The 12813-nt window shown below is 69.5% G+C and carries 12 protein-coding genes; 6 read left to right on the top strand and 6 right to left on the bottom strand.

All coding sequences use genetic code 11. The features are described from left to right. Positions 1 to 16: 16 nt before the first annotated feature. The 3 genes from DEJ48_RS26640 (at position 17) to DEJ48_RS26650 (ending at position 1935) form a co-directional block, all read left to right on the top strand. Positions 17 to 205, top strand: a complete 189-nt coding sequence (locus DEJ48_RS26640) for a ferredoxin (RefSeq protein ID WP_150167503.1) — start codon at positions 17 to 19, stop codon at positions 203 to 205. 3 nt (positions 206 to 208) lie between these two features. Further along, positions 209 to 1426, top strand: a complete 1218-nt coding sequence (locus tag DEJ48_RS26645; RefSeq protein WP_190537599.1) for an NAD(P)/FAD-dependent oxidoreductase — start codon at positions 209 to 211, stop codon at positions 1424 to 1426. A 101-nt stretch (positions 1427 to 1527) separates the two neighbouring features. After that, positions 1528 to 1935, top strand: a complete 408-nt coding sequence (locus DEJ48_RS26650; protein ID WP_150218771.1) for an SCO4402 family protein — start codon at positions 1528 to 1530, stop codon at positions 1933 to 1935. Between the two features lie 6 nt (positions 1936 to 1941). On the opposite strand, the gene DEJ48_RS26655 is transcribed toward DEJ48_RS26650, so the two are convergent. Continuing rightward, positions 1942 to 2613 carry a hypothetical protein gene (locus DEJ48_RS26655; protein ID WP_150218772.1) on the bottom strand — a complete coding sequence of 224 codons (672 nt, stop codon included), beginning with the start codon at positions 2611 to 2613 and terminating at the stop codon, positions 1942 to 1944. A 112-nt stretch (positions 2614 to 2725) separates the two neighbouring features. Continuing rightward, positions 2726 to 3985, bottom strand: a complete 1260-nt coding sequence (locus DEJ48_RS26660; protein ID WP_150218773.1) for a PucR family transcriptional regulator — start codon at positions 3983 to 3985, stop codon at positions 2726 to 2728. A gap of 296 nt (positions 3986 to 4281) precedes the next feature. On the opposite strand from DEJ48_RS26660, the gene DEJ48_RS26665 reads away from it, so the two are divergent. Further along, on the top strand, positions 4282 to 5127 hold the full coding sequence (locus DEJ48_RS26665; RefSeq protein WP_190537602.1) for a DUF4394 domain-containing protein: 846 nt from the start codon (positions 4282 to 4284) through the stop codon (positions 5125 to 5127). A 124-nt stretch (positions 5128 to 5251) separates the two neighbouring features. Here DEJ48_RS26665 and ppdK read toward each other — a convergent pair whose 3' ends face one another. The 4 genes from ppdK to DEJ48_RS26685 all read right to left on the bottom strand — a co-directional run bounded on the left by ppdK (position 5252) and on the right by DEJ48_RS26685 (position 11439). Next, positions 5252 to 7987 carry a pyruvate, phosphate dikinase gene (gene ppdK, locus DEJ48_RS26670; protein ID WP_150218775.1) on the bottom strand — a complete coding sequence of 912 codons (2736 nt, stop codon included), beginning with the start codon at positions 7985 to 7987 and terminating at the stop codon, positions 5252 to 5254. Between the two features lie 389 nt (positions 7988 to 8376). Further along, positions 8377 to 9261 carry a carbohydrate ABC transporter permease gene (locus DEJ48_RS26675; RefSeq protein ID WP_150218776.1) on the bottom strand — a complete coding sequence of 295 codons (885 nt, stop codon included), beginning with the start codon at positions 9259 to 9261 and terminating at the stop codon, positions 8377 to 8379. Positions 9262 to 9265: 4 nt separating this feature from the next. Next, entirely contained in the window at positions 9266 to 10177 is a 912-nt protein-coding gene (locus DEJ48_RS26680) for a carbohydrate ABC transporter permease (protein ID WP_150218777.1), read from the bottom strand. Continuing rightward, positions 10174 to 11439 carry an ABC transporter substrate-binding protein gene (locus DEJ48_RS26685; protein WP_190537603.1) on the bottom strand — a complete coding sequence of 422 codons (1266 nt, stop codon included), beginning with the start codon at positions 11437 to 11439 and terminating at the stop codon, positions 10174 to 10176. The genes DEJ48_RS26680 and DEJ48_RS26685 overlap by 4 nt, the downstream gene beginning before the upstream one ends. A 205-nt stretch (positions 11440 to 11644) precedes the next feature. Between DEJ48_RS26685 and DEJ48_RS26690 the strand changes: the two genes are divergently transcribed. Together DEJ48_RS26690 and DEJ48_RS26695 are read left to right on the top strand one after the other, a co-directional pair. Beyond that, a complete protein-coding gene (locus tag DEJ48_RS26690; RefSeq protein WP_223832212.1) occupies positions 11645 to 12220 on the top strand; it encodes a hypothetical protein in 576 nt (191 codons plus the stop codon). A gap of 108 nt (positions 12221 to 12328) precedes the next feature. Then, positions 12329 to 12784, top strand: a complete 456-nt coding sequence (locus tag DEJ48_RS26695) for a group III truncated hemoglobin (protein WP_150218778.1) — start codon at positions 12329 to 12331, stop codon at positions 12782 to 12784. The last annotated feature ends 29 nt before the right edge of the window (positions 12785 to 12813 follow it).

The raw sequence follows: 12813 nt of genomic DNA on the forward strand, positions 1-12813 counted from the left end.
GGAGTTGATCAGGAACATGAGGGTGACAGTCGACCTGGACGTCTGCCAGGACCACGGGCAGTGCGTCTTCGCCGCGCCGGACATCTTCCGGCTCGACGACGAGGGCCGCCTCGCGTACGTGGACTCGCCCGACGCCGCGCTGCGCGCCGACGCCGAGGACGCGGCCGACGTGTGCCCGCTGCAGGCCATCCGGGTCGAGGGCTGAGGCATGGCGGGGGCGAGCAGTGCGGAGGGCCGCGGCATCGCGGTCGTGGGCGCGTCACTCGGCGGGCTGCGCGCGGCCGAACAGCTCCGCGCGGCGGGCTGGCACGGCCCGATCACCGTCTTCGGCGACGAGCCGCACCTGCCGTACAACCGCCCGCCGTTGTCCAAGGCCGTCCTCGCGGGCTGCGCGCCCACGAGCGGCACGGAACTGCGCAGGCGCCCCAGCGTCGAGAACGTCGAGTGGCGGCTCGGTTCGGCCGTCGCCACCGCCGACCTCACGGCGCGCACGCTCACACTGACCGACGGATCGGTCCACATGTACGAGGGTCTGGTGGCCGCGACGGGGGTGCGGCCACGCAGACTCCCGATGCCCGGGGGCCCGCCCCGGCACGTCGTCCGCACGCTGGAGGACTCGGCGGCCCTGGCCGCCGGACTGGCGGCGGGCGCCCGGGTGCTAGTGATCGGATCGGGGTTCATCGGCTGCGAGGTGGCGGCCACCGCGCGCACGGCCGGGTGCGCGGTGACCGTCGTCGCGCCGGAGACGGAACCGATGGTGCTCGCGCTCGGCCCGCACCTGGCGCGGGCGCTGCGGCTCCGCCACGAGGCGCGGGGAGTACGTTTCCGCATGGGCCGCCTGGCGACGGAACTCACCCCGGACGGCTGCGTCCTGAACGACGGCACGGAAGTACGGGCGGACCTGCTGGTCGAAGCGATCGGCTCCCTCCCCAACACGGAGTGGCTGGCGGCGACGCCGGGCCTCGACCTCACCGACGGCATCCTCTGCGACGCCCACCTGCGCATCGGCGGCATCCCGCACGCGGTGGCGGTCGGCGACGTGGCCCGCTTCCCGAACCCGCGCTACGGCCCCGTGCCGCGCCGGGTCGAACACTGGTCGGTCCCCGGCGACACGGCCCGCCACGCGGCCCGCACGCTGGTCGCGGCTCTGACCGGCACGCCCCGCGACCCCGCGCCCTGCGCGCCCCTCCCCTCCTTCTGGAGCGACCAGTACACCCTGCGCCTCCAGTCCTTCGGCCAGCCCGCACTCGGCGACCGCTGCGAACTCCTGGAGGGCGACCCGGACGCCCCGGACGGCGACCTCCTCTACGCCTACTACCAGGGCCCCCGCCTCATCGGCGTAGCAGCCCTGGGCGGCCCCGCCGCAACCACCGCGGCAGCCCGCCACCGCCCCCACCTCATGACGCTGCCGGAGCCGGTGACCTGACCCGGCACAGGTATGCGGAAGGGGCAGCACCTCCGAACCGGGTGCTGCCTCGTCATGTCCGCAGCGGCGGAGTCGCTGTTCAGAAGGCCTAGGATCGGGCCATGAACGAGGACGCGCGACGTCTGGCCAACTCCCGGGTCCACCTGGTGCCGGCGGTCCTGTCCCTGGCCAACCCGCCCTGGCAGCGGGACGTCTGGCTCGACCCGTCGACGTTCGAGAACCTGGACCACGTCTTCCACATGCTCTTCGACGACTTCTGCGACGCCGACGAACCGGAGCGCCACCTCGGCACGAGTCTGCGGACGGAGGAGGAGGTCGCCCTCATGCGGGAGCTGGGCGCGGCGCTCAACGCGGCGGCGGACGAGGCGTCCGACGACACGGATGCCTCGCACCTCACGGCAGCCTCCTGGCCCGCCGTCGTCACTGCCGCCGGACGGCTTGCTCACGTCATGGTGGCCAACGACCTGGAAGAACTCGCCGCGTTGCACGAGCCCGTAGACGGTGGGTAGCGGCTGTCACCGGGTTTGTGAGGGGGTGGACCACGTGGTCACCTCGATGACGAGACTCCCGTCGTCGCTGGTGCTGACCACATGCACCAGCGCCAGATCACCCTCACTCGTCGTTTGGCACCAGTCCAGACCGTTCCTGAGCCGGAAAGTGGAGTTGGCCGGCGAGGTCTGAATGGCCTTGTCGCAGCCCGCCGCACTCAAAGAGGCCATGCTCGTCGTGATGTCCAGATCGTTGCTCAGCCAGAAATTATGGCTTCCCTCTATGCAGGGTCCCCCGTCGACAAGGCCTGCGTCGTCGGAATTGGCTCTGGGCTCATCCAAGTCGACGAACATGAAGTTCCCGTTGCAGACACCGCTCTGAGGCGGAATGGAAAGCTTCGAGGCCTTGAGGGCAGGGGCGTGGTCTTCTTCGTTCACCCCGGGTGACGAAGCAGCCGGTGTATCCGGCGTCGTGGCGGATGTTCGTGGCGTGGCGGTGACGGTTTGTGTGGCCGTGACGGTCGTGGTCGCCGGTGTTCCGGCGGGCGAATCCACTCCCGCTGCCGGCAGACCGATGAATCCGAACAGGAACGTGAGGAACGAAACGCCGGCGGCGATCAGGGAGGCCATCGCATTCCAGTGCTCCGGCGTCTTGCGCCGCGGTGGTGTGCCGCCGGTCGACGGGGCAGAAGTCGCCATCCGAACCTCCGGACTGGGATCGCCACCGATCGTCCCACTCGGGCATCAGTGACGCACCCATTCCGGCAAGAAGGTGCGGCGTTCTCTTCTTCTTTGCACCCTGGGACAGGGTTCAGTGCCACGTCTCCGACAGGCGCCGTGTGACGGCTGAGCTGAGAATGCGTACGCCGCGCGTCGAGCTCGGATCGATGCCGGTGAGCTCCCGTGTGCGGCGGAGGCGGTAGTCCAGGGTGCGGGGGTGGACGTTGAGGGCTGCTGCTGTGGCGCCGCGGTGCATGTCGTGGCGGTAGTACGCGTCAAGCGTGACGACGAGGTCCGGACCGGGTTGCAGGCTCCGGGCCACGGCGTGGAGCCATCCGTCGACGAACGGTGCTTCGGCGACGGCTAGTTCCACGAACACGTCGGACAGGGTGTGCGGGCGCAGCCGGGCGGATGCCCGTCGCAGCGGCGCCGTCCTGCTGATCCGCCGGGCCAGGTCGAGGGCGTCGGCCACGTCGGACAGCGATGAGGTGGCGGTGCCGGCGGCGCAGGGGCGGCTCAGGGCCTGGGCGAAGTCCCGTACGAGATCGGAAACCGGGTCGGGTGCGGAGTGCGGCTGTGCGAGCTCGGCGGTACTGGACGTCGGAAACGTCGGGGGTTCGGCGGGATGCATCGGGATGATGGCGATCAGCTCGCCGCTTCTGCTTCCCTTGCCCGGCCACCACGTGATCGGCGCGCGGTGGGTCTTCACCAGCGTCTCGATCTCGCTTTCCAGGTCGCGATCGCCGACGGGCCGGTCCGGGACGCGGATCACCGCCACCGCGCAGCGCTCGGGCAGTTCCATGCCCAGGGCCGCGGCGAGGTCCGCCGATATGGGGTCCCCCTTCAGCAGCGACCTGGCCAGCAGGGCCGCCTGCTCGACGTACGGCAGGCGGTGGCGCAGTGCCGTCACGAATCCCTGACTGTAGGCGCGGATGCCGCGTTCTCCCTGTGGGGCGAACCAGTGCATCATCCGCATGAGTTCGCCGACGCCGACGCCGACGCCGACGCCGACGCCGTGCTGCGCGTCGGTCGCCTCGTTGATCTCGCGCAGCATGAGCGATGTGTGCAGGCGCAGGACCCGCTGCCGTGCGTCCAGCGACATCCCCGCCGCGGCCCGCGATTCGCCGATCGCGGCGATGTAGTCGAGGTCGGCGTCGGTCAGTTCGCCGTTGTCCGGGGAGAGTTCGACCGTACGGCGGCGCAACCACAACGAGTACTCCAGCGTCTCGGCCCGTGCCCGGGAGTTCGTGTCCAGGAACCCGAACTCCGCGATCTCGCGCGCGTACGCCTCGACCTCCCGGCGCGCGTTGGCCGATGCCTGCCGGGCCAACTCGGCGAAGAAGCTGCCCATGCGCGCGAGCATGCCATTCCGGCCGAAGAGCCCACAGGGGAAAACCGGACGGCATTCATCACTCTGCGCACATCGGGGACGACCACGTCCGGGGCGATTTGTCACAGTGCGCAAAATCCCTTGATCGGGGCATGCCCATTGTCTGTTCTCCTTGTGAGGCCACCGCGGACCGGCCTTAATTGGCAGCGGTCCGTAAATCTCTCATCTGCGCGCCACTCAATGGTGCTTGCTCATTCGGGAGGGAATCACCGATGAAAGCAGGAACGAGAAAGAGAATCGCGGCGGCGGCAGCGGTCATGGCCACGTCGACAGCGCTCATGCTGAGTGCGCCCGGCAGCGGCTCGGCCGCTCCCGCCGCCGCTCCCGGCCTCCGTGCGTTCGGGATCACGGGTGACGGCACCCAGATGGCCACGTTCACCACCGACCGGCCGAACGTGCTCGACTGGGTCAGGGACATCGTCGGCCTCAGTGGCGACACGGCTCTGATCGGCATCGACTTCCGGGTGCAGAACGGCCTGATGTACGGCGTCGGCGACAAGGGCGGCATCTACACGATCAAGACCCCGCCGGCCACCCCGGACGTCGTGATCACCAAGGTGTCCCAGCTCCAGTACGCGCTGCACGGCACGAACTTCGGCGTCGACTTCAACCCGGCCGCCGACCGGCTGCGCGTCGTCAGCGACACCGGCCAGAACCTGCGGCACAACCTCAACGACCACACGACGGTCCAGGACCTGAACCTCACCACCCCGCCCGCCGAGGGCACGACCAAGGGCGTCTCCGCCGCCGCCTACACGAACAACGATCTGAGCGGGGCCACCGGGACCACGTTGTTCGACGTCAACACGGTCAGCGACCAGATCGTCATCCAGTCGCCTGCCAACAACGGCACACTGGCACCGACCGGCAGCCTCGGCATCGACGCGCAGGCCAACGCGGGCCTGGACATCTTCAGCAGTCCGTCGGGCGGCAAGACGGTCAGCAACACCGCCTACGCCACTCTCACCGCCTCCGGCGCCACCAGGCCCTCCCTCTACAGCGTCAATCTCTTCACGGGCGACGCCACGCTCGTGTCCGACGCCCCCGGATCCAGGTTCCCCCTGAACATCACGGATCTGGCCATCTCCCTCACCGGCAGCTGAGCCCCACGAACGGCAAGGGAAGAGGCGGCGTCCCCGCACAGGACGCCGCCTCTTCATCGTGAACCGGAACCGCCGCCGCATCGGTACTGAGGGTCGGGGACACAGCGGCGGTCCCGGAGCTGGGTTACCGGTGGTCGCTGCCCGTGGAGTGGGACGCGGCGCGGCCGGCCTCCAGGCGGGCCACCGGGATGCGGAACGGGGAGCAGGAGACGTAGTCCAGGCCGACCTCGTGGAAGAAGTGGACGGACTCCGGGTCGCCGCCGTGCTCGCCGCAGACGCCGAGCTTGAGGTCGGGGCGGGTCTCGCGGCCGGCCTTGACCGCGTCGCGGACCAGCTTGCCGACGCCGTCCTTGTCGATCGTCTCGAAGGGGGAGACCCCGAAGATGCCCTTCTCCAGGTAGGCGGTGAAGAACGAGGCCTCGACGTCGTCGCGGGAGAAGCCCCAGACCGTCTGCGTGAGGTCGTTCGTGCCGAAGGAGAAGAACTCCGCGGCCTCCGCGATCTGGTCGGCCGTGAGGGCCGCGCGCGGGAGCTCGATCATCGTGCCGAGCGCCAGCTTCAGGTCGACGCCGGTCGTCTCGACGACCTCCGCGATGACCTGCTCGGCCTCCTCGCGGACGATCTCCAGCTCCTGGACCGTGCCGACGAGTGGAATCATGATCTCCGCGCGCGGGTCGCCCTTGGCGGTCTTGCGCTCGGCCGCGGCCTCGGCGATCGCACGGACCTGCATGGTGAACAGGCCGGGGATGACCAGGCCGAGGCGCACGCCGCGCAGGCCCAGCATCGGGTTCTGCTCGTGCAGGCGGTGGACGGCCTGAAGGAGGCGCAGGTCGTTCTCGTTGGCGTCCTTGCGCGACTCGGCGAGGGCGACGCGGACCGAGAGCTCCGTGATGTCGGGGAGGAACTCGTGCAGCGGCGGGTCGAGGAGGCGGACCGTGACCGGCAGGCCGTCCATCGCCTCGAAGAGCTCCACGAAGTCCTGCTTCTGCAGGGGGAGGAGCTCCTTGAGGGCGTCCTCGCGCTCGCCGTCCGCGTCCGCGAGGATCAGCCGCTCGACCATCTCGCGGCGCTCACCGAGGAACATGTGCTCGGTGCGGCACAGGCCGATGCCCTGGGCGCCGAAGCGGCGGGCGCGGAGCGCGTCCTCGGCGTTGTCCGCGTTGGCGCGGACGCGCAGACGGCGTACCCGGTCCGCGTACGCCATGATCCGGTGCACCGCCGCGACCAGCTCGTCCGCGTCGTCGGCGCCCGCGTGCATGCGGCCCTCGAAGTACTCCACGACGGGGGAGGGGACCACGGGTACCTCGCCCAGGTAGACCTTGCCCGTCGAGCCGTCGATGGAGACGACGTCGCCCTCCTCGACGACGGTCTCGCCCACCGTCATCCGGCGGCGCTTCGTGTCGACCTCCAGGTCCTCGGCGCCGCACACACAGGTCTTGCCCATGCCGCGCGCCACGACGGCGGCGTGCGAGGTCTTGCCGCCGCGCGAGGTCAGGATGCCCTCGGCCGCGATCATGCCGTCGAGGTCGTCGGGGTTGGTCTCCCGGCGGATCAGGATGACCTTCTCGCCCGAACGCGACCACTTGATGGCGGTGTACGAGTCGAAGACCGCCTTGCCGACCGCGGCACCGGGTGACGCGGCGATGCCGCGGCCCAGCTGCTCGACCGACGCGCCCTCGTCGAAACGGGGGAACATGAGCTGCGCGAGCTGGGCGCCGTTGACGCGCTGCAGCGCCTCGGCCTCGTCGATCAGGCCCTGGTCCACGAGCTGCGTGGCGATGCGGAACGCGGCACCGGCGGTGCGCTTGCCGACGCGGGTCTGCAGCATCCACAGCTGGCCGCGCTCGATGGTGAACTCGATGTCGCACAGGTCCTTGTAGTGCGTCTCGAGGGTCTCCATGATCTGCATGAGCTGGTCGTACGACTTCTTGTCGATCTGCTCCAGATCGGCGAGCGGGACCGTGTTGCGGATGCCCGCGACGACGTCCTCGCCCTGCGCGTTCTGCAGGTAGTCGCCGTACACGCCCTGGTGGCCCGAGGCCGGGTCGCGGGTGAACGCGACGCCCGTGCCAGAGTCGGGGCCGAGGTTGCCGAAGACCATGGAGCAGACGTTGACGGCCGTGCCGAGGTCGCCGGGGATGCGCTCCTGGCGGCGGTAGAGCTTGGCGCGGTCGGTGTTCCACGATTCGAAGACCGAACGGATCGCGAGGTCCATCTGCTCGCGCGGGTCCTGCGGGAAGTCCCGCCCGGCCTCCGTCTTGACGATCTTCTTGAACTTCGTGACCAGCTTCTTCAGGTCGGCGGCCTCGAGGTCGGTGTCGACCGTGACCTTCTTGGCGTCCTTGGCCTTCTCCAGGGCGTCCTCGAAGAGTTCGCCGTCGACGCCGAGGACGGTCTTGCCGAACATCTGGATGAGCCGGCGGTAGGAGTCCCACGCGAAGCGGTCGTCGCCGGACTGCTTGGCGAGCCCGGAGACCGACTTGTCGGAGAGCCCGATGTTCAGGACCGTGTCCATCATGCCGGGCATCGAGAACTTGGCGCCGGAGCGGACCGAGACGAGCAGCGGGTCGTCGGACTGGCCGAGCTTCTTGCCCATCTTCTGCTCGAGGGCGTCGAGGTGCGCACTCACCTCGTCCCGCAGCTCGACGGGCTCCTCGCCGCTGTCGAGGTACGTCTTGCAGGCCTCGGTGGTGATCGTGAAGCCCGGAGGGACGGGCAGCCCGAGGTTGGTCATCTCGGCGAGGTTCGCGCCCTTCCCGCCGAGAAGGTCCTTGAGGTCCTTGTTGCCCTCGGTGAAGTCGTAGACGAACTTCACGCTCTCGCTCGTGTGAGCTACGTGGGGATCTTTGTTTTCCGACACGGGTCTCGACTCCTCGAGAGCTCGGTGGCTGCCCTGACGGCGAGGAACATACCCAGATCGAAGGCACCTGGGTACGTCCACTTGCGCGTCATGCGGCCGTAACCACCCGTCCGCCGCTAGATCGAAAGTGACTGAGCGGTAGCCGAGATCCCGATCATTCATTCAAGCCTTGAATGCAAGACTGCCCCCAGCCCCGTAAAACGCTCAGATGAGCGGAGCTAACTCAGATGTGAGTTCACCTCATGAATGATCGAGCAGTGGCACTGAGTGCCACCCCTTGGAGAAGTGCAGCCGTCGAAAGGATGCTCATCTGAGCGCAAGCCCTATCAAGGGTGGCGAGAATCACGCCCTTCCGTGGCGGCCGGATGTCAGCATCCGGACCCCCGATCTCAGTCGTCGATCCCCGACCTCTCCACTCCCGCCACGATCCACCGCTGGAAGAACAGGAAGACCACGAGCAGCGGCACGATCGACACCGCTGCCGCCACGAACAGCACGTGCAGGCGGATGACCTGGGACGTCGTGAACGTGGCCAGGGCGACCTGGACCGTCCAGGCCTCGCGGTCCTGGCCGATGACCAGGGGCCACAGGAAGGAGTTCCACGCGCCGATGAACACGATCGTGCCGACCGCGGCGAAGACGGGGCGGGAGTTCGGGACGACCACGCGCCAGTACGTACGCCAGTAGCCCAGGCCGTCGACCCGCGCCGCGTCCTCCAGCTCGCGCGGGAAGCCCAGGAAGTACTGGCGGAAGATGAAGCACGCGAACGCCGAGAAGAGGGTGGGGACGATCAGGCCGCGCAGGGTCGAGACCCAGCCGAGGGACGAGACCAGGACGAAGCTCGGGACGAAGGTGACGGCCGCCGGGACCATCATCGTGCCGAGGATGGCGTAGAAGACGTGGTCGGCGTAGCGGTAGGGGATGCGGGCGAGGCCGTAGCCCGCGAGGGAGGCGAGGACCAGCGTGCCGATCGTCGTCGTCACCGCGATCAGGGACGAGTTGAGCAGGGCCCTCGCCATCGGGACCGTCGGGTCGTCGAAGAGCTCGGAGATGTTCGACCAGTGCAGCGTGGAGGGGAAGAACGTCCAGTCGGGGGACGTGATGTCGTCCTCGGATGCCAGGCCGTTGCGCACCAGGAGGTAGAAGGGGATCAGGAAGAGGAGCGCCAGGGCGATGAGGAGGACGACGCGCAGGGCGCGGCCCGCTCGGACCAGAGCGTCGTCCGTGGACCTGTCGCGGGGTGCCGGCACGCGACCTTTCACGGGTGCGGTCATGGGGTCAGTCCTCCTTCCTGCCCAGGCCGAACCAGCGCGCCTGGCCGATGGTCACCACCGCGATGATCAGCGCGAGGAGCACGGCGCCCGCGCTGCCGAGGCCGAGGTTCTGCTCGCGGCCGAGCGCCGTGTAGTAGAGGTAGACGAGCGGCGGGCGGGCGTGGGGCGGGTAGCCGCTGGAGGTCGAGAGCAGGTTGTAGAACTCGTCGAAGGCCTGGAAGGCGTTGATGACGAGCAGCAGCGTGACGGCGACCGAGGTCGCGCGCAGCTGGGGCAGCGTGATGTGGCGCAGGACCTGCCAGCCGGGGCGCGCGCCGTCCACCGCCGCCGCCTCGTAGAGGGTGGGCGAGATGCGCTGCAGGCCCGCGAGGAACAGGATCATGTAGAAGCCCGCCTGTAGCCAGAGCCGTACGGTGACGATGACCAGCCAGTACCAGGGCGGGTCCGTGGTCGAGAGCCATGCCGTCTGGTCCGCGCCGAACCAGCCGAGGACGGTGTTGGCGAGGCCGAACCGCACCCCGTTGAAGATCGACAGCTTCCAGATCATCGCCGCCACGACGTAACTGCACGCGGCCGGCAGGAAGAAGACCGAGCGGAAGAACGCCTGGGCGCGGCGCAGGCGGTTCACCATCAGGGCGAGCGCGAGCGACAGGACGAAGGTCGTCGGGACGATGAACGCCGAGAAGACCGCGAAGGTGACGAGGCTGTCGGTGAAGGCGTCGTTCCGCAGCATCGACGTGTAGTTGTCGAAGCCGACGAAGTCGTCGGGCGAGACGGTGTTGTGGGCGTCGAAGAAGCTGAGGTACACGCTCCAGGCGAGCGGCACGTACGTGAAGAGGATCAGGCCGAGCGCGAACGGGCCGACGAAGACCCAGAACCAGAGGGTGCGGTTCTGGGTGCCCAGGAAACGGCTCACGACTTCTTCTTGACCCGGTCGAGCTCCGCCCGCACCTTGCGTACGACGGACTTGAGCTCGCTCTCCGGATTCGCCCCGGACTTGATGATCCGGCTCAGCGCGTCCTGGTACGCGGTGCGGCTCGCCGGGGTCCACAGCAGCGGTTCCGAGTAGCCGTACTCGGTGGAGTAGCGCACCGCGTCCGCCGCCGCGCCCTCCTTCAGCTTGCCGGCCTTCTTCGCGAGGGAGAGTCTGGCCGGGATGTGGAAGCCGTACGAGAGCGCGAAGTCCTCCTGATATTCGGCCTGGTCGATCCAGAGCCACCTGAGGAAGTCCTTGGCCTCCTCCTTGTGGTCGCTGCGGGCGCTCACCGCCGCGCCGTACGAGCCCACCGGCAGCGACGGCTTCCCGCCGGGGCCGTCGGCGGGCAGCGCAAGCACACCGAAGTCGTCGCCCAGCTCCTTCTTCACGGCGGGCAGCGCCCACAGACCGCACCACTGCATGGCGGTCAGCTCCTGCACGAACGCCGACGGGTCCGACCAGTCGGCGGGCGCGCCGAGCAGCAGCGACTTGTCGGCGTACAGCTGGCGCAGCTTGCCGAGGGCGCGAGCGGCCGCCGGGTCGTCGAAGCCGACCTCGCCGTCCTCGGTGACGGAGGAGAGGCCCGCCGCGTACAGGGGCGTGACGCCGAGGGCGCCCGCTCCGCCGTCGTTGCCGAGGAAGAGGCCCTTCACGTCCTTCGTGGTGAGCGCCTTCGCCGCGTCGACCAGCTCGTCCAGGCTCTTCGGCGGCCGCACGCCCGCGTCGTCGAGCAGGCTCTTGCGGTAGTAGAGCAGGTGCATGTCGACGACCTGCGGGATCGCCCAGATCTTCCCGTCGTACGTCTTGGGGGCGAGGACCGCCGGGTTGAAGTCGTCCTTCACGCCGTCGAACAGGGCGGTGAGGTCGACGACCTGGCCCTCCCGGATCTGGTCCAGGGACGGGCCGTTGACCTCGAAGACGTCGGGGCCCGAGTCGGTGAGGAGAGCGGCGGCGGTCTGCTCGTCGTAGTTGCCGGGGCGCCACTGGACGCTGACGTCCGCCTTCTTGTACGCGGCCGCGTACCGCTTCACGGCCTGCTCGGTGCCCGGTTCGCCGTACTGGTGGTACCACTGCGCGAGCCGCGGGCCCTTGCCTCCCGAGCCGCCGCCGTCGCGGCCCGTGTTGGACCCGCACGCGGTGAGCAGTCCGAGGGCGGCGCCCGTCGCACCCGTCCCGAGAAGTGTCCTGCGGCTGATGGCCATGCTGGTCGTCCCCCTGCGTGACGTAGGTGTGTGCCGGGCCCAACGATCAACCATGCAGAGGGATTACGACAGGGGTGTTGCGGCCGAGTGTCGACCTGCCGGAGCCGCGCGAATCCGTCAGTACTCCGTAAAGGAGGACCCATCGTGTGTATGCACCACGTCAAGGACGGGGCCGCGGCCCCGCGGACGTTCTACGGTGCCGCACATGGGACACAACAGGACGAGACCGGGCGTCGAACGGATCGAGGAGGGGGAGCCGTACGGGCCCGAGACCCCGTACGCGACCGTCTCGGACCGCAGCTGGGCACACGACGTACGGGCCGGCGTCTTCTGCGCGCTCGCGCTCTTCGGGCTCGTCCTGCTCATCGACTGGGCCAACGGCACGCTCGGCCCCGTCCGTGCCGTCTGTCTGTGGGTGCCGCTCTCCGCGCTGCTGTACGTGGTGCTGCACCCGGTGCGGGTGACGGCGGGCCCCGGCTGGCTGGCGGTACGGGGCCTCGGCCGCCGCAAGCACGTCTGCACCTGCCTCCTCACCGCCGTCCGGTACAGCGAGGGCGTCGCCGCGCGCCTCGTCCTGTGCGACACGCTCGGCAACCGCGTCGAGCTCGACCCGCAGATCCTGATCGACAACCCGCTGCTCCTGCACCGCCTCGACGCCGGGGCCCGCCACGCGCTGGAGGCCGGGCTGCTCAGGACGGGCCACACGGAGCTGCGGCGGCTCGTCGAACGCGCCGACGACACGACGGCACGCGGCGTCTTCGAGGCGTCCGACCTGCACTGAGGGGGACCTTCGGCCCTGGGTGGCGGCCGGGCGGGGGGAGACCGTGGAAGCATGGACATCCCGGATTCCGTGGACTCGACACCCGCAGCCCGTGTCACAGTCGTAGGTGTGGACCCCACGACCCGCGCCGACATCACGACCCGCGCCGACCTCGACGTGCTCCTCCGCCGCTTCTACACCGCGGCCTTCGCCGACCCGCTGATCGGCCCCTTCTTCACGGAGATCGCCGGCACCGACCTCGACGTGCACATGCCGCGCATCACCGACTTCTGGGAGCGCGCGCTCTTCCGCACCGCCGAGTACCGCCGCAACGCCTTCGCGCCGCACGCCGCGCTGCATGCCGCCCGCCCCCTCACCGCCGAGCACTTCGGCCGCTGGGTGCAGCTGTGGCACGCCACGATCGACGGACTGCACCGGGGTCCGAACGCGGACCGCGCGAAGGCGCAGGGCGAGCGGATCGCGGTCGCCATGCTGCGCCGCCTGGGCGGCAAGGACACGTCGACGGACGGCGACGGCCCCGGGTTCATCCCGCTGGTGGCGCTGGAGCTGCGCAGGGCGGCCTGAGGCACCCCGGCCTCCCGGCCCCCTGGGGA

The sequence above is a fragment of the Streptomyces venezuelae genome, from assembly GCF_008642315.1.
In the GTDB taxonomy this organism is placed as follows: Bacteria; Actinomycetota; Actinomycetes; order Streptomycetales; family Streptomycetaceae; genus Streptomyces; species Streptomyces venezuelae_D.